Annotated in this window: 11 protein-coding genes and 1 pseudogene; 3 read left to right on the forward strand and 9 right to left on the reverse strand. The window is 50.6% G+C overall.

What is annotated here, in order from left to right; all coding sequences use genetic code 11:
* Positions 1-26 precede the first annotated feature (26 nt).
* From ACI351_RS00925 to ACI351_RS00945, 5 genes are all read right to left on the reverse strand, one after another.
* Positions 27-362 carry a lipocalin family protein gene (locus ACI351_RS00925; protein ID WP_439733381.1) on the reverse strand — a complete coding sequence of 112 codons (336 nt, stop codon included), beginning with the start codon at positions 360-362 and terminating at the stop codon, positions 27-29.
* Between the two features lie 109 nt (positions 363-471).
* Entirely contained in the window at positions 472-1680 is a 1209-nt protein-coding gene (locus ACI351_RS00930) for a hypothetical protein (RefSeq protein WP_439733382.1), read from the reverse strand.
* Positions 1681-1938: 258 nt separating this feature from the next.
* Positions 1939-2367 (reverse strand): PPC domain-containing DNA-binding protein, encoded by a 429-nt coding sequence (locus ACI351_RS00935; RefSeq protein ID WP_439733383.1) that lies wholly within the window; start codon positions 2365-2367, stop codon positions 1939-1941.
* Between the two features lie 19 nt (positions 2368-2386).
* Complete coding sequence (locus tag ACI351_RS00940) at positions 2387-4735, reverse strand: hypothetical protein (RefSeq protein ID WP_439733384.1); 2349 nt, start codon at positions 4733-4735, stop codon at positions 2387-2389.
* An 18-nt stretch (positions 4736-4753) separates the two neighbouring features.
* The gene (locus ACI351_RS00945; protein ID WP_439733385.1) at positions 4754-5803 is read right to left on the reverse strand and encodes a M42 family metallopeptidase; all 1050 of its coding nucleotides are present in this window, start codon (positions 5801-5803) and stop codon (positions 4754-4756) included.
* 164 nt (positions 5804-5967) lie between these two features.
* Here ACI351_RS00945 and ACI351_RS00950 point away from each other — a divergent pair, with 164 nt between their 5' ends.
* Positions 5968-6945, forward strand: coding sequence for a class II fructose-bisphosphate aldolase (locus ACI351_RS00950; protein ID WP_439733386.1), 978 nt, complete (start codon positions 5968-5970; stop codon positions 6943-6945).
* Positions 6946-7013: 68 nt separating this feature from the next.
* Here ACI351_RS00950 and ACI351_RS00955 read toward each other — a convergent pair whose 3' ends face one another.
* From ACI351_RS00955 to ACI351_RS00965, 3 genes are all read right to left on the reverse strand, one after another.
* Entirely contained in the window at positions 7014-7556 is a 543-nt protein-coding gene (locus tag ACI351_RS00955) for a type IV pilin protein (RefSeq protein ID WP_439733387.1), read from the reverse strand.
* A gap of 103 nt (positions 7557-7659) precedes the next feature.
* Positions 7660-9768 (reverse strand): penicillin-binding protein 1C, encoded by a 2109-nt coding sequence (gene pbpC / locus ACI351_RS00960; RefSeq protein WP_439733388.1) that lies wholly within the window; start codon positions 9766-9768, stop codon positions 7660-7662.
* Positions 9769-9772: 4 nt separating this feature from the next.
* The gene (locus ACI351_RS00965; protein WP_439733389.1) at positions 9773-15424 is read right to left on the reverse strand and encodes an alpha-2-macroglobulin family protein; all 5652 of its coding nucleotides are present in this window, start codon (positions 15422-15424) and stop codon (positions 9773-9775) included.
* 141 nt (positions 15425-15565) lie between these two features.
* On the opposite strand from ACI351_RS00965, the gene ACI351_RS00970 reads away from it, so the two are divergent.
* The gene (locus tag ACI351_RS00970) at positions 15566-16522 is read left to right on the forward strand and encodes a hypothetical protein (protein ID WP_439733390.1); all 957 of its coding nucleotides are present in this window, start codon (positions 15566-15568) and stop codon (positions 16520-16522) included.
* A gap of 191 nt (positions 16523-16713) precedes the next feature.
* Here ACI351_RS00970 and ACI351_RS00975 read toward each other — a convergent pair whose 3' ends face one another.
* Positions 16714-18288 (reverse strand): L-aspartate oxidase, encoded by a 1575-nt coding sequence (locus tag ACI351_RS00975; protein ID WP_439733391.1) that lies wholly within the window; start codon positions 18286-18288, stop codon positions 16714-16716.
* A gap of 60 nt (positions 18289-18348) precedes the next feature.
* Here ACI351_RS00975 and ACI351_RS00980 point away from each other — a divergent pair.
* A pseudogene (locus ACI351_RS00980) lies at positions 18349-18555 on the forward strand (hypothetical protein); the annotation flags it as partial.

Here is an 18555-nt window from a genome sequence, read left to right on the forward strand (position 1 = left end):
TTACGAAAACCGCCACTATAAAAGATTTATTTTCTCCGGCGGTAGGTTACGCTGCCATCCGCTGCGCGCAATACCCATTCGCCGTCTGATTTTTCAAGCGTAAAATTCTCCGCAAACTCAATCGTCTGCCCGTTTCCGACGCTCTTGCCCGTCAGCACCAGCGAATCCCCCCGCAACGCCCACGTTTCATAAACCAACGTTTGCATATTGACGGAAGACGCTTTGCCGTCTTTTTCCAGCAATACGCCTTGGAATCCGTCCATTCCTGGAATCGGTTCCACCCATTCCCCCAGATAGTTACTTTCTTTACAACAGCCAAATACGCAGGCTGCACATAACAACGAAAAAATAATTTTCTTCATCAATTCCCCAAAATAAGATATACCAGTATTATAAATTATTCTTTGGAACCTTGTCTTGACGCAAAAAACCCCGCTCCAAAGAGCGGGGTTTTATCGCGGTTAGACGATTTTAGAACTTAATCAACATACCCAGCTGGCCTTTGGTGTTGTCTTTGCCAAATTCAGCTTTGTATTCGTCTTCGTTGCCGTATTTGGCATAACCGACGCCGGCAAACAATTCCACATATTCGTTATGGGCATATTTGGCCGTAAGGTCAGCTTCAAAGGTGGCGGTATGATGCGCGAAGCGGCTCTGGAAAGTGTATCCGTCCAGAGACACGGTCCATTTTTCGTAGGGTTTAAAGTCAAAACCGACGTTAAACATACGCACGCCATCTTCGGTATAGTCAAAAATTCCGCCTTTCATCGGATCGCCGATTAAAAGACCAGGTCTATAATTGCCAAAGGCAAAGAAATTGCCGTTGGAGTACAGGAACGCGGCGCGGGCGGTAACGGCTTCAAAGTCAATCGCGCCGTCCGCTTTTACCATATAGCCGGTATCCTTGTGTTCTTTGACGAGTCTGTTGCCTTCAAAGTTGCGCGCGTATTCCACGCTCAACAGCGCGGCTTCAGGATTGAAGGCCAATTTGGCGCCGTAGAAGCCGACGTTGTTGTCTTCCGAAGCCACATAAGCGGTTCCGTCCCAAACTTTAACATTGCGCAAATCATAACCGTAGGCTTGCAAAGAAACCACATCGGTCAGGTTAAGTTTCAAATCCGCGCCGTAGATGGCGGTTCCGTCGGTGGCAGAAGCGTCATAGCCCAAATCGGCCACTTTACCGGCAATCATCGTGAAGGATTTGAAATCGTCGCTGTAAGAAATTTTAGCGGCGTCCAACGCGCGAGCCAAGTTGATCCCCTCGGCGTTGTAGTGGGTGGGACCGAAATACATTACGGCGCTGTTTTCATCACCGTAGAATTGGCGGCCTATCGAGGCTTCCAAGCAGCAGAATAAATTAGAGAGAACCACATTCGCTTCCACCAATTTCATACCGTCGGCATTGTCGAAACCTTCGTTGGCGGTATTGTTGCTACCCCATGCATAACCGTATTGAAAGAGTACATTGGCACGTACATCTTCAACAAGGTCAAAAGAAAGACCGGCCAAAGCGCGGGCATTGGTACCGGAATTGTATCGGGCATCTGCCACCACATCATTATGGCGCACATCAGAGGCTATCGTCTGGATTTCGCCTTTGAGGGTCACGTTTTTAAGTATGTCGGCGCTCGCCGGAAAGGCTACAGCCATAGCCAACAGCAAGCCTAATAGTTTCTTCATTCAGCATTTCCTCCTGTATAATTTAACTACCCTACTTACTCATTAAAACTAATTAAAAAACTGATTTCAAGCTTTTTTACAAATCCTGCTTGACACAGAAAAACAGAAGTGTTATTATATCTGACTCGCGTATTTTTCTTCTCTGCAAAAAAGAGTTTCTCCTTCGGGAATTTCTTCCGCATTCCGTAAAAGCGGAAATGTTCCGTATAAAAATCCGTCCGCCCCAAACGGAGCGGACGGGAATGTTAATAAGATAACTTAAGCCCACAAAGAAAGTTTGGTTACTTTATCCATACGTCTTACTTTCGGCTCACCCACAAGTTCCTGTACATAGGCTTCACAAACATAGATTTTAGTACCGGGCATTAAGTGTCCACCGACGGCGTTAAAATCCTTTCCGGCAAATACTACGTGCGCATGTACTTGAGGGCGGTTATCCTGAATGCTGACGTTGCCCGTTAAGCTTAAAAGTTCCATTTCTTCGTTAATTACTTTTTTCTCATATTTCTTTTTGGACTGGTCATAATAACCGACGGTAGCGTTGGAAACTGATCCAACCACGCTCACTACACCGCATTTCACTTGGTTATCGTGGCAAAAATCAGCAAGGGACTCCAACAAATCCTTGCCTTTAGGAAGTTTGAAAAGATAGGTCCGTCCGGTTAAGTAAGGTTTTTCTTCTGCCATTTTATTCTCCTGTTCGGGTCTACCGCCAAGCAGTATCCCGTTTTAAATCTTGTGCGTAAGCGCGTACCGCTTTAAGCAGGGATTTTCCATCCAATCCCGCCTCGGCATATACTTTGGCAGCCGACGCGCTTCCGAGATAAACGTCGTTTTTGTGTGGAAACAGCGTATGTCTGCGGCCAGATTGGCTCAAAAGCCAGCCCTCCAGCGCAGGCAGCGTAAAATCCGTAATGCCCATAGCCGTATGACGATATTCAAGCGGCAGGATTTTTTCTTGTTCTTCTTCGGACAAGAGTTCAAAAAGTTCACGGCTGGCGGCGTACACCACATTAACGTCCGGCCCGTTTGCATTCAGCGCGGGCAGCAGTTCCTCCGCCACAATGCGCCCGATACCCGCCCCTTGCACAATAAGAGTGCCTTCCGCTTTGCCTTTGGCGCGGCGCATATAATATACGCCGTTTACCGCATTTTGCGCCGGTTCCATACCGAGCGCTTCGCGGTCCAAAAACGCATAAGAAGGACGCACAACAAACGGCGCGAACACGGCGGGTTTTAAAGAAAGCGATTTGGTGACAAGCGGCCAAATTTCATCCACCTCAAGCGGCACCGCCGTAATGCACGCGCCTTTAGGGAAATTCCCCTGCAAAAGCTGCAGCGACTGCGGATCGGCGTGCGTCGGGCCGTCCTCCCCCGTCGGGAGTCCGGCGTGGCCGTTAAACATAATAAACGTATTGGGGCACAGCCCCGCTTCGCGCGCACTCTGTACGCCGATGGCGTGCAAGCGTGCGGCTACGTGTTCAAACGCCAAAAACGCACCATACGAAGCCGCCACGCCCGCGTGCTTGCCGAAAGCGGAAATCCCCGTACAAACGGCGGACATTCCGTCCTCGCAAATGCCTCCGGCTGACAGACGACGGGATTGCGGATTGGAAACGGCATTAAAAAAACCGTCCGGGAAATCTTTGGAAACTGCCCCCGCGCCGGTAGAACCGTACAAATCAGCCGATGCGGTTAAAAGCGTTCCGCCCGTTTGTTTATTAAGATATGCCAGCACATTGCCAAGCACCCCGCGGGTAGTATACGGCTTTCCTTTTTCAAAAACGAATTCCGCGGGAACATCAGACGGATTAAACGTATAAAGTTTGGCACAATCGCCCAAATCCGTACGAACAGAACGTTTTTTGTCGTCCAGCCGCGCGGCCGCCTCCGCCAACCGCTGCGCCAAAAACGCGCACAAGGATTTATCCCCTTCCAACGCACGGCGCATAGTCAGCAACGATTCCCAATAAAATTTCTCTACGTTTTCTTCGGTTTTGTCGCCCGAAAAACGCGGGAACGACACGCCGAAGAGTTGCTCAAATTCCGAGAGAGCCGCGTAAAACCCTTCGGAAGCGAATTTGTGTCCGCTGCCGTGGGAAGCCTTGCCCTCAATGCCGTAACGCCACCCTTTTACCGTACGGTACACAATCGCCGTCGGCTGGTGGTTGGAAATTTCCGCCGCCAGTTTCTGCGCAGCGTGGATTTGGTTAAAATCGTGCCCGTTGGGAACGCGGATGACGTTAAAATCGTGGATAAAAAAGAACTCCATTGGATTCCACTGCACATAATCGCCGTCGTTTTCTCCGTCGGCAGTCACGCGTTCGCTTTCAATAGACGCTTCGTTCCAGTCAATATGAAAAACAACATTTTTCAACTGTGCAGTAGCGGCAGTGGCAGCGGCTTCGCTGACACGTCCGGCGGTCAGTCCTCCCTCGCCTTCAATAATATGAACGGCAGGACAGTTCGCCCCATATGCGTCGGCCGCGGCCAACGCAAGGCCGACAGCAGAACCGTCTCCCACTCCACTCGCACCCGTACTGGTACGCACAAACGGAATAAACGGCTCAGGATGTCCGCCCAAGGGTTTTACATTAAACTTTTTAAAAAGAGGTGTCCCCTGCGCTTTGTTGTGGCGGAAACCAAGTAAATCCTCCAACCTTAGCTGCAGTTTTTCGTTTTCCGGCAGCAGCTCCGGCTTCGCAATCCGCGCCGCTTCGCTGCGAAGCGCCCACATGGCATACAATCCAAGCGCCTTATGTCCGGCAGCATACGAAACAATATCTGCGTCGTCCCTGTGAGGTTCTTTCAGCGAGTACGCCATTTCTTTATATAACAGATGTTCCACCATACGTCCGCTGGAAATACTTCCCCCCGGGTGGCCGGAATTGGGTACATAATTATACAAAAGTGCCACCAACGCGCGGTAAGCCGCGTCCAGTTTTTCAAACGCATTTAACTCTTCCGCCGGAAGTTGGTAAGCGGGGTTTTGGGCGTAATCGGTTACGTCCATATACACGCCGCGTTTTTTGCCCCATTCAAATTTTTTGTTCATTTAAATACACGCCCCCTCTTAGTGAGCGCACTCCCCGAGCCCCTGCTGCGCCGCCAAGAACGCAAGCCGGAATACGTTTTCCGTATCGCGCTTGCTGATTACTTCTACATTGGAGTGAATGTTTCGCGTAGGAATAGACAGGGCGCACGTAGGAACACCCGTTTTAGACAAGTGCACCACCCCCGCGTCGTTTCCGCCGCGCGGCGCTACGCGCACCTGCCGGAGAATGTTATTTTTATCACAAATCTGTTTTAAGGCTTCAAACAGCCAGAGCGGCGTAATCGTACGCGCGTCTATAGCTGTAATGCCCGCTCCTGCGCCGAGTGCCGTAATATAATCCTGCGGAGCAACCGAGGGAATATCAGCCGCACCCGTAGTGTCCAAGCACAACGCTATGTCTGCATCTATTCCATAAGCCGCCGTCTGCGCACCGCGCAGGCCGACTTCTTCCTGCACCGTAAACACGGCATACACATCATAAAAAGGCTGTTTTAATGCGCGGATAAGTTCCGCCAGCACAAATACGCCGGCACGGTTGTCAAGCGCTTTGGCTGAAATACGTTCGTCCCCAAATTCCACATATTCGCGGTCCAATACCGCCCAATCACCCGCTTCTACACGTTTCCTTGCTTCTTCAGCGGGAAGCCCCAAATCAATAAAAAGTTCCTTGACTCCAAGCGCACGTCCGCGGTCGGCTTCCGTCGTAATATGGGCGGGCTTTACTCCGATAACACCGATCAGTTCTCCGTTGCGGGTCTGCACGCGCACCCGCTGCGCCGGAAGCGTACGGGGGTCAATTCCCCCCACCGTAATAAACCGCGCAAAGCCGCGGTCGTCCACGTGGTGAATCATCAGTCCGACCTCATCCGTATGCGCGCACAACATCATTTTTTTGCCCGACGTACCTTTTTTAAATACAATCAAATTGCCTAGCGCATCGGTGCGCATTTCATCCGCATATGGCGCAAGCAGGGTTTTCAGATACTCCCGCACATCGTGTTCACGGCCGGACACTCCGGCCAAACCGGTTAAGGTTTTAAGAATAGAAAAATCAAGTTTATAAGTCATTATTACTCTCTAAAAGACACTAAAGGTAAGTACATTATACGCCAAAAGTCGTTTTTTTGCAAGCATTTGCAGACGAAAGACCAATCAATGCGGAAAAACGCAGAACATTCCGCGCAAAAAATTGTAAAATGTTGAAGACAGATATATTCTTTAGGAGGCTGTATATGACCGTTTCTTATAAAGAACTTGGCTTGGTAAACACCCGCCAAATGTTCAAAGACGCTATGGCCGGCGGTTATGCCATTCCGGCTTATAACTTTAACAATATGGAACAACTGCAGGCGATCGTCACCGCGTGCGTGCAGACCGGTTCTCCGGTAATTCTGCAGGTTTCCAGCGGCGCGCGCAAATACGCCAACGCCACCTTGCTGCGCTGGATGGCCCGCGGCGCGGTTGAAATGATGAAAGAACTCGGCAAACCCGTTCCCTTGTGCTTGCACTTAGACCACGGCGATTCTTTTGAATTATGCAAAGACTGCATTGACAACGGTTTCTCCTCCGTAATGATTGACGGCTCCCACCTGCCGTACGAAGAAAACGTGGCGCTTACCAAAAAAGTGGTGGAATATGCGCACGCCCACGACGTGACCGTGGAAGGCGAACTGGGTGTTTTGGCCGGTATCGAAGATGAAGTTTCCGCCGAACACCACACGTATACTGATCCCGCCCAAGTGGAAGATTTCGTTACCCGCACCGGCGTGGATTCCTTGGCCATTTCCATCGGCACCTCTCACGGCGCTTACAAATTTAAAGTAAAACCCGGCGAAAAATTGCCCGAACTGCGCTTTGACATTTTGGAAGAAGTTTCCAAACGCCTCCCGGGCTTCCCGATTGTGCTGCACGGTTCTTCCAGCGTTCCGCAATGGGCCGTCAAACAAATCAACGAATACGGCGGAAAAATTGAAGATGCCGCCGGTGTACCGGAAGAACAGCTGCGCAAAGCGGCTAAAATGGCTGTGTGCAAAATCAATGTGGACTCCGACGGCCGCCTCGTGATGACCGCCACCATCCGCAAAATTTTCGCCACCAAACCCAGCGAATTTGACCCGCGCAAATACTTGGGGCCGGCCCGCGAAGAACTTATCAAAATGTATGCCGAAAAGAATCAGAATGTATTTGGTTCCGCCGGCGTTGTGAAATAAGTTTTAAAATCTGACGCAAAACAGCCTCTTTCTTTCCGAAAGAGGCTGTTTTAATTTCCCGAAAATCCTTATAATGCAAATACGGCGAGTCCGCCGTCCGACCAATTTTTACGGGGAGCGGAAAATATCTTTTGGCAATAATCTCCGGCCGTTTTAGTAAAGACAAGCCCACTTCCCACCCGCTCGGCACAATATAACGTGTTTGGCGGAAGAGAACCGTGTTGCACCCAATACACCCAGCCGGCTCCTTTATAGGCCCCCGTCAAACGCCCCATATAAATTCCTGTCATGCTTCCGTCGGAATATAATTGCAGACTCCAATCCCCGTTGGAACGCGTATCCTTTATCGAACTATGAGCCGAACACCAGTATTCTTTCCCGGTCCAGGGAAGTTCTACGTCCAGTTGGTCAAACTGGGTGGCGTACGCGCCATTGGCCATATAATATGTTTGCTGGGCCTGCGCCAGAGATTTTAATAAAGTAAGCGGCTGCGCCGCGCGGGATTTTTCCACCGCTTTTTGGTACTGCGGCAGCGCCACCGCCGATAAAATGCCGATAATAAGCACGACAACTAATAATTCAATAAGGGTAAAACCCGCGTTTTTTTTCACAGTTCATATCCTTTTATAAAGATATCCCTATGTTATCAAAAAAAAAAAACGGGTCAAGCCCTTTCGGCCCGGCCCGCTTTCAGCGGAAACTTATCATTAGTTATTACGGTAACACCTCAAAATGAGTTTCTTGCGTTTCTCCCCCGCACGTTACCGATAAACGGTGTTTTCCAACGGCAATCGGCCACCACGTTTCACAGGTGCGGGCAGATAAATTCTTTCCGTCTATTGTCCATTTACAGGTATTTTCCGCACACGACGCCGACAATTTAATTTGCTGGGAGGCCGCAGGAAAGGCAGGATCCCATTTAAACACGTCGCCCACCGAGGGCGTTAAAATTTGCAGCGCGGGCGCGGCTGATATGTGCTTGCCGTCGCATTTGGCGGGCATTTTATCCGTCAAAAAGACTTCTTCTTTCGTATGTTTGCACGCGGGCCCGGCCAACAGCCCGCTTTGCACGCACGTTAAAGTGCGCGTAACGCCTTCCGGCGTTTTAAACGGAGCGGACGGATATTTTTCGTTGAGATACACGGCTAAATCGTGCATAATCGGCCCCGCCCCCGTTATGCCGGAAACTTTTTGCATAGCGGACGCGTCAAAATTCCCCACCCACACGCCAATTGTCCACCGCGGGGTATAGGCCAGCGTAAAATTATCTTTATAATCCTTGGAAGTTCCCGTTTTAGCGGCCAGTTCGAACGGAACAGCCAGTGGAGAATTAAGTCCGAACGCAGGTGCGCGGGCATTGTTATCCTTTAAAATATCTGTTACCAAATAAGCGGTATTTTCATCTAACACGCGCCCTTCTTTTCCTTGCAGCGAAATAACCGGCTCCGCGGCAATCCGCACGGGAAGATATACGCCGCCGCGCGCCAACGTGGCGTACGCATTGGTTAAATCCAACAGCCGCACTTCTCCGTTGCCCAAGGCAAGACCCAGACCGTAGAAATCGGCAGGCTTACTAAGCGTCATCAGCCCCAACACACGAAGAAACGATAAAAGAGCGGGTACACCCGTTTTTTCGGCCGCTTTGACCGCTGGAATGTTATACGAACACGCCAGCGCTGTGCGGGCAGAAACCAAACCGTGAAAAGTTTCATCATAATTGCGCGGGCGGAAACCGCCTTCAAAAAACGTATCTTCATCTGACAGTAAAGAAGCGGGCGTCAAAAGCCCCTTATCAAACGCCAGTGCATACACAAATGGTTTTAGGGTGGAGCCGGATTGGCGCAAAGCGCGCGCACCGTCCACCTGCCCGTGATAAATATCATCGTAAAAATCGGCTGAGCCCACATACGCCAGTACCGCACCTGTTGCGTTTTCCAGCACGACTACCGCCGCATTCGTTACGTTTTCCTTCTTCATACGCGAGATATAATTTTTAACCAGCTCCTCAGCATACAGCTGCAGTTCCCTGTCTAGCGTAGAAGTAACGTCCGAAACATCCTGCGGAATCAGCGGTTTTAAAAAATGTGTAAAATGCGGGGCATCAAACGGACGGTTTTGCGTGCGCAGTTCCACCGGTTCGCTGACAGCTAAATCATACATTTCTTTATCTACAAATTTCTCTTCCAGCATACGTTTTAAAACATATTTTTGGCGGGTTTGCGCACGGGCCAAATGTTTTAACGGATTGTAATAAGTGGGCGATTTAGCAAGCCCCGCCAAAAACGCAGCCTGCGCCAAAGATAAATCCGCCGCATCCACGCCAAAATAAAATTGCGAAGCCGCCTGCACGCCTTGGGTTAAATTACCCAGTTCTAACAGGTTAAAGTATTCGTTTAAAATTTCTTCTTTAGACAGCTTTCGCTCCAACATAAGTGCATCCCACGCCTCGCCCGCTTTACCCCACAGCGTTTTGGACCGCGGCTCCACCGCACGCACAAGCTGCTGGGTAATGGTGGAGGCACCCGAAATAATTTTTCCGCCCGAAGCGTTTTGCCACGCGGCGCGCAAAACGGCTTGCGTGTCTACGCCCGCGTGCGAAAAAAAACGTTTGTCTTCCGCCGCTACCACCGCCGCAATCAGCCACGGGGAAATTTCGGATAAGGCTACGGGGCGGTAATACGTTTCATTTTCCGACAAAAAACCGCGCACGGGTGCGCCGCGGCGGTCGTAAATTTGTTTGGAAGGCGTTAAACAAAAAACTTCCCCCCAGCCAATAAGCAAGCAGGGGAGAAGCACAATAAAAAACTTCCAAACGCGGTTCATCACGTTACTCAATCACAAGCGCTTGCGTCGCATTACGGCCAAATACGGCGGGTTCGTACATCTGACTCACCCACGCACACGGCCACGCAAACGTACCGGACGTAAGCGCGGATACCGCATACGAATACGTATGTGTTCCGGCAGGCAGATAGTCGGCAAACGTGGCGATACGGTCGTCGTATTTTTCGTTGCGCTCAAACGCGTAATCATCCGCCCCGTTTACCGCCGCCGAGACATTGGCAGATTCCGTCGCCAGTTCGAAATTGACGATTTCAAATCCGGCGGGAACAAAATCTTCCGCCACTACAAAGTGGCGCGGCGCAGCGTTTTTAACAGTAAGCGTTACTTTGTAGCGTTCGCCCGCACGCACGGTTTCTACAGGTGTGCCATCGAGCGCCGTCAGCTCGCGGGAAATTTCAAAGCCCGCGTTTACCGGCGTTTCGTACGCGCGGGGTTCGTATACCTGCCCCAGCATATAATAGAGCGTACCCGCGCCGGATTTACCGAAAGATACGCGCGTTTCCGTGCCTTGTCCATATGCTTCTCCAAAGGGAACCGATCCGTTTTTAGCTTCTGCAGATCGCCCTTTAAAGGTATGTTCAAACACGGTTTGCGCATCCAGTTTGACGGAAGCCGCAAAATCCGGCTCCGTGCTCTCTTGGGTACGGTAATAAGTGTTCAGCGCGGTAAATACGGCTCCGTTATCGCTTGTATTCTCCCAATGGCCCTGCGCATTTAACTGGCGGATCAGCCACGACGCGCTTTCAAAAGCTTGTTCAAAATTCTGTTTGGCAAACAACAGCGCGTCCAGTGCAAGCGCGGTCGTTTTGACGCTGCCGATATGCAGCCACGGCATTTCGGGCACATCAAAATAAACGGACTGAGGCGTATAGACAGCCTGATTTAATAATCCTTGAGCCAAAGCGGATTTTTGCACTTGGGGACGTTCCAATACCTGCGCGGCCTTCAGTAAATAAGCCTGAGCGGCAGGCGGCAGCATATTGCGCTTAGCATATAAAGTATTAAAAGCAGCCGCGCTCTTTTTGCCGTACAGCGCCAGCACATAGGCGGTATATGCGCGGGCCGTTTCCGTTTCCAAAACGGAATACGCATAAGCCCGCTGGGTATTTTTATTAAACGCAGTTTCTAACCAAACGGCGGCTTTTTCAAGCGCTTTTTCCTGCACCTTGTATCCGACCTGTTTGGCCAAATAGTTGACTTCCAGCGTGTAAGCGGTTACGTACGGGTCCGGACGGGATTCCTTCCAATAACCAAATCCGCCGGAGGCGTATTGGTATTCCGGTATGCGTTCCAGAATTTCCTGTGCGCGTTTTTTAAGCTCTTTTACATCGCCCAGTTTAAACTCTTCCGCCAATTTCGCCCCCATAACGACGGGTAAAACCTTGGACATCTGCTGTTCCAAGCAGTCATACGGATACGTCATCAGGTAAATCATAGAACCTTTTAAGTTAATGAGCGCGGTAGACGCAAGCGAGAACGTAATTTGGTTATCCGCCTGCGCGTTTAAATTAGCCGGTTTATCAAGCAGTTCTTCTTCTTCTCCCACCGTGGAGGAATACAACGCCAGCGTTTGCTTTTTTTCTACAGGAGAAACCCTCAATTTAGCCAGTACACCGTCGGATGATTTTTTACCGCTGACGGTAAATGCCACCTCGGCTTCGCCGTTTTCCACCGCTTCACACATCCACGTGACTTCTTTGGCCCCGCTCATTGGAACGGTAACAGTTTGTTCGGCAGGACCCGTCAGTTTCAGCGCGCCTTTGGCTTCGGCAGTAACAGTCAGTTCGCCTTTTTTATCTTCGTAATTATACACTACCGCGCCGCAGGAGAATTTATCCCCTTTGCGCGCAAAACGCGGCAGATTGGAAGTTACCATCACGGGCTTAGAAACTTTAACGGAACCTTCGCCCGAGCCAAATTCGTCTTTCGTTACCGCCACGGCCATAATACGGAATTTGGTCAGATTGTCGGGCAATGTAAATTTCACTTCCGCGCGGCCTTTTTTATCCGTTTGGACGGACGCGTTAAAATAAGGCGTAAACGAGAAATTATTTCTTAAATCCGTACCGCCCAGTTTGGCATCGCTTCCGCCTCCGCCGCCGCGGTTTTCGCCTTTTTCACCGAAATTACGCTGGCCAACTACGTAAACGCGGTTATCCATCGTAAATACAGATACAGGGAGTGAACCGTAAAATCGGCTGAACAAGTCCGGCGTTTGATAACCCGTCAACGCCAAAATACCTTCGTCTACAACCATTACTGCTACCTCAGCAGGAACGGCTTTTCCGCCCGCTTTAGCGGTCAGTTTTAACGTTACTTCCTGCCGTGGAAGATAGGTTTCTTTGTTCGGTTTAACGGTTACGGCGATACGTTTGCTTTCGGGCTCCACATTCAAGTTGACGTAGCCGACTTTGCCCTGCGGTTTGCCTAAATCAAGCCCCTTATCGTCCACCGGTGCGCTGCTTCTGCCACGCACCAGCGTAACACCCACGTACACATTGGGCAAGTAGTTTGCTTTTATCGGCACTTCAATATAATCCGCCCCGCCTTTGACGACAGTCGTCCACGCATCCAAAATACCCTCACGTTCCACGGTAACGAGCGCAAGCGCACTTTCGTACGGGGACTGTACGCTGATACGTGCTTTCTTGCCGGCTTTATAGGAATTTTTATCTTGTTTCAGAATCAACAAATCATCCTCCGTCTGCCGCCAATATGCCTGAGCGTCACCATACACCATTACATTAAATCCCCCCAGCACTTTGCGGCCGGACGCGTCGGACGACGTAAATGTTACGTAATAATTGCCGGCCTCGGCCGGAGTAAACGCGAATTTCGCGCCTTTTTCACTTACCTCAAAGGATTGGGCGGGCAGTTCGGCAACCTGTTTTTCGCTGACCCATTCCAAGCGGCCGGACAAGCCCGTTTTGCGTACGCTGTACCATTGTTCTTTGCGGATGTTCGCCACCACGGAAGCGGTCGTCCGTTTACCCTGCACCGTAACGGCCACCACGTCGGCATCCACGGGTTTATTTTGTTCGGCGTGTTCCGTAAGCACCTTTGCGCCCAAGTAGAAATCCGCGGGGTGTACCATTACGGACGAACGGGCAAACAGTTCCTGCCGCGCGGGCGACTGAACGCCCAACTCCGCATACACCCGCACGGGAGCAACAGCAGAAGGCATTACGGCCGAGAAGGACAGCGCGCCCTGCGCGTCCGTTTTACCGGACGAACTCAAAAGCAATTTTCCGTTTTCTTGATATTCGTTTTCGCGCAGAAAATAAGGCGAAAATTCATACTCCGCAAAATCCTTGGATTCAAACCACGCGATTTCGCGGCGCAGCGTCCAAGACGCTTTGGCATCCGCCAGCGGCACACCGAAATTGTACTGCGCCGACGCGGCAAAGTTGGCTTTCTCTCCTGCAATATAATTTTCAGATTCCGGCCGGAGCGTCACTTTAAAATCGGCTTGTTTAACGGCTTCTACGCGGAAAGAATAATAAGCGGCGCGCGGATCTTTATCGCCTTTTAACTGCGGGGTAAAGGTTACGTCCCACGATCCGGTATGGGCTGTTTTGGGAATATCAAACGAAACGTCAAACGTGCCGAAAGCGGAAGAAATGGTTACTTCTTTGCTCAGCACGGTTTCACCGCGGGAGTCGGAAACCACCAATTTGCCGCGCACCGCGTCCGGCAGCGCCCACGCACCGCCCTTCATTTGGCGCATTACGCCTTTGAGATATACTGTTTCGCCCGGGCGGTAAACGCCGCGGTCCGAAAACAGCACAGAACGCGTCTGTTCAGCGGAGGGATTATAGTCGTAATCTAAGTTAAAACGCCACGGCTCAAGCCCGCTGTTCCACAAATTGCTGACGACCGCGTCGCCGCCCGCACTGGACACAAACGCATAAATTTCCGGCTGGCCCCAGTCGGCCGGCGGAACTTCCAGCTTTTTCCACCCGGGCGCAAGCGCGAGGCCATTCATATCGGTGGAACCCGTCCACAAAATTTTGTTATCTTTACCGCGCAGTTCCACGGCCAAGTTGGGCATCGGTTCGCCCGTTTCCAAAGACGTAGCCCACAGCAGGATATTTTCCGGCGACGTTTTAAACGTAATACCAACATCGGTAATGTTGTCCGTGGAAGAGATCCAACAGCCCTCTTCGCCGTGATTCTTATCTTTGACCCATACTTGGCTAAAGATAATGCTGTCTTTGGCGGTGGGGCTGAATTTCTTTAAATCAAAGAAGGTTTTTAACGTTTTGTCTTTTACGTCTTTAAATTCGTAGGCGCCGTCAAACGTCATATCGGCAAGCGGCGCACGTTTGCAGTAGTGCGAGGAACGCGTATCAAACGGAATAAAATTTTCCTTATTAAACCGCGCGGCCTGCACAGGCAAGGACGGCGTATTCATCAAATCAATCGGCAGGCGGGACGGCAAGTAGCTTTCCAGCACGCCGAATCCGCCCGAAAAATCCACCGCCGGGCAATAGCCGGAGTTAGACACGGTAAACGTATAATCCTGCCCCAGGCGGTTGCCGTAAATGTCACGCAAATCTTTGGAAATCGTAACGGTTACATTTTGGTTCGGTTCCAATTTTAAGAAAGAAAGGTCGGTGGCAAAAAACGCAGTTCCGGCGTTTATTTCTTCGTCGGACAGGTGATAGCGTTCTTTATAGTACTTGCGGGAATTTTCGTTGGAAACGGAACTGATAACCACGTCGCTGCCCAACTGGTCAAGCTCGCGGTCCGACAATTTACGTACGGCGGAAGCAGGTTCTACAGAGACGGCAGCCGCCAGTTCGCGCATACGCACCGGAGTAGAAAAACGCACTATAGGAGAATACGGCAGGCAGCCTGTGTTTACCTCTCCCAAAACCGTTAAGTCCGGATACGTGTAAAAATGCGTGGAATACGGGCGGGCCATTCCCAACGCGCCCGACGCGGCTTTTAGTCCTGCGGCAAGCGCAAGCGTATATTTTTGGCCTTTTTTCAACGTTTCAAGCGGACTGGCGGCAACGATATTGTTTTTATCGTAATACGAGAAATCTTTTTCAAATTCCACTTGGCTGACAGGGCGGAAGGAGAGCGGAACCGCCGCACCGGATTCGGATGAAAGGGTGGCATAACCGACAAGCGCTTCTATCTTAACGGGCATATTAAAAATAAGGTAGAAAGTGGGATTGAGGGTAATCCAATGCTCACCGTTGGAAGGCCGTACGGAATGAACTTGCGGAACGGGCGTTGTAAACATAAACGAGTACGGGTCAGAAAGTGCTTGGCCCGATACGCGGGATTTAAACCCCGCTTTCACGCGCACGGTAAAACGGGAAGCTGCCGGCCACTCGGCGGACGGCTCAAACAAAACGGTTTGCGTCCCCGCAAAACGGCAGGCTCCCTCTACGGCAGGCGTAATTACCAAGGGACAATCCTGCGAAGAAAACCGTCCGGATTCGGACAACGCGGCCACCGGCTGGTTAAACGTCACGCTGACGGCTTGACGTCCGGCGGACGGAACGGCGCCTTGCGGCGCGGCGGACAACACTTTTAAAGCGGGCGCGCCATATGCTCCCGAGGATACACACGCGGCGGCTAAACAAACAGCCAAACGCCGAAAAAAACGGTTTTGTATCATATTTTTCTCCCCTAATAAATTATTTTTATTGTAGCATTTAGAAAGCTATATGTTAATTCGCGGGCGGGAAAAAACTCTTGTTTTTTTACCTTTCTTCTAGTAAACTATAGTATTAGGTTTTGAGTAAAGGAGCATACAGCTATGAAAAAGTTATGGGTATTATTACTATTGGGATTATCCTTTCCGGCAGGAGCGGAAATTGTTTCCACCATCAGCTATAATCCGGCGCGTATGGGGCAGTATGATTATTTAAAAGTTTCCAAAGAGGCCGTGTTTAAAGGCGGGTTAGAAGTTAGCACAGATTTGAATGTCAATTCAAGCGGTACAGTGGAAATGGAATGGGACGCATCCAATGCGAATAAAATTTATAACGTCCCTACGGTTACAGGCGGAGCCAACACGGCTGTGGATATGCCAAATACCACGTTCCGTGGCGGAGCGGCGTTGACCTCCAACGCGTCCGCGTATAATGCCGCAAATACCACTGTCCCTACAACCACTTTGGAGGTAGGACTTAACGGCGGTTCCCTTTCCGCTACGAGTAAGGATTCTTATGTTGGCACGCTCAACGGAGAGAATACCTACCAACATTATACGACGAATTTAAACGCCAATACGTTAAACATAATAGACAAGAGCGGAAACACTGTCGGTTTAACACAGGAAGACGGAACGTATGGGGGTTCTACAACATACGGTTTTCACTTGGCTGGGGTGGATATCCCTTATCCTACAGGGAGCTTTGTACAGAAAACGGGAACTACTGCTTTATCCACTACTTCACGCTTATTATGTTGGGTACCACGTTGTACAAAGGGAGGGAAGGTGGCTTGGGTATTAAGTTTGGTGGCAAACACCACCTCCTGTCCGGCTTCAACTTCAAACATTTCCTGTACTCAGACTACAATAGATAGCGACTTCGTAGATGTAGATATCGATCTCTCCGGATGTGCAGGGCCCTGTACACGAGCCGGAAGTCCAGGGCATTGGGTCAAGAGCGGAAAAGGTTGTTGCTGTGAATCCGATCGATGCGGAACACAAGAAGATGTCACCGGAAACCGATACCCTTGTCACTGTGTATCGAACGCAATCTACTAAAATGCCATATATGGTTTTTATAAAACAAGAGCAATTTTCGTTTATTACCCCGCTTATGGATAAGCGGGGTTTTTATTCATATCCGACATACCCCCGTACTTGGGTGAGCGCATGAAGGGAGTTTCCGCCGAAACAACATAGAATTTTCTTATTGTTTGTTAGCGGCAGGAGAAATCAAGCGGAGATGAATTTTAAAGCAAAAGCCCCTGTGCTTCACCACACTTGTCCATTCGATAATGACACCCCGCCGAGGTTTTGTTCTTCAGCGCGGCATACGTAATTAACAGCGCGGTCTGCGTTCCGTTGCGAAGGTCCAACAACTCCTGACACAACGCAGCCCCTTTATAGAATACGTCAATTTCGTTATGCAGGTGGCGTAAAATCTTCTCTGCGCGGCCCAAGTGTTTGGCGCTGCGCATCAGGCCGACGTAATTCCACATCGTGCTGCGCAGGGTAGCCAAATCCTGTTTGACGAGGCTGATGTCCGGCTTTTCGGACGGAACCACCCAGTCTTTGGGAACGGGAATGTGGAAATTTCCCTCCGCAATTTCTTTCGCGTCCGCGTGCGCACACAGGTAACCCATTGCCACCGCTTCCAATAAAGACGTACTGGCCAAACGGTTCGCCCCATGATAGCCTGTGCACGCGGTTTCGCCAATGGCGTTTAAATGCAAAATGTTTGTTCTCCCCTCCGGCGTAGCGTACACGCCGCCGCAAAAATAATGCGCTGCCGGAACCACAGGCACGGGAACTTTGGTCAGATCAAAACCCTCGTCCAAACATTTTTTGTAAATCGCGGGGAAGCGTTCTTTCGTTTCTTCAGCGGGATTATGGGAAATATCCAAATAGACGCAATCATGCGACGTTTTCAACCGTTCCTCTTCAATGGCGCGGGAAACCACATCGCGCGGAGCCAAATCTTTCAGCGGATGGTATTTTTCCATAAACGCTTCGCCCTTTACGTTGCGTAAAATCGCGCCTTCGCCCCGCAACGCTTCGGATAGTAAAAAGCTCTTCCCTTTGGCAAACACGGTGGGGTGGAATTGAACAAATTCCATATTCATCACACGCGCGCCGACGCGGTACGCCATCGCAATGCCGTGCCCGTAGGAATGTTCCGAATTGGTGGTATGACGGTAGACCTGCCCGACGCCCCCCGTCGCCAGTATCGTTTTTTTCGCCGTAACGGCAAACACTTCGCCCGTTTTATTATCCAGTACATACGCGCCGAACACCGTCAGCGGACGGTAGCGGTCCATCGGGTCAACGGAACAGTGGGATAACGTAAGCAAATCAATGGCCGAGGCGTACTCCCGCACGGTAATCAGCGGATTTTTGCGCACGGCGGCCTGAATGGCCGAAAGCATCGCGTGGCCCGTCGTATCCTTGGAATAAATAATGCGGTTTTTGCGGTGGGCGCCCTCGCGCGTGAAACGCAGCGCGTGGTGTTCGTCGCGGTCGAAATTTACATCCAAATCGTTTAGAAACACGTCCTCCACGGCTTTACACCCCGCTTCGGACAAAGCGCGCACGGCGGAATCGTTACACAGCCCCGCAGTGGCCAGACGGACGTCCTCTAATAAGTCGTCCATACGCAGGTTGGGTTCGTAAACAATCCCCCCCTGTGCCAAATCGCTGTTGGCTTGGGATATTTCCCCGCAGCACAAGAGCATCGTTTTAAGACCTTTCTTGGCGGCTTCGTGAGCGTATACGCAGCCCGCAATCCCGCCGCCGATAACCAAACAATCGGTAGGAGTGATTTTCATATAATAATATTATATAAAAACGTACGGCAGCCGGAGCGAAAACACCACTCAAAATCTGCTATGATATACAAAGACTGCTTCAAAGCGGCAGACGCTAAAGATATGAAATTATCTCCATTAGTCAAAAACAGCCTTTTGCTCCTCCTGCTGTGTCTTGCGGGCGGAGCTTTCAGCCTAGCGGGCGGACAAGACGTCAGCTGGGATTTACTTAATTACCATTTATACACCCCTTTCGCTTTTTTAAACGGGCGTTGGGGTACGGACGTG

The organism is Candidatus Avelusimicrobium sp. (assembly GCF_051874775.1).
Lineage (GTDB): Bacteria > Elusimicrobiota > Elusimicrobia > Elusimicrobiales > Elusimicrobiaceae > Avelusimicrobium.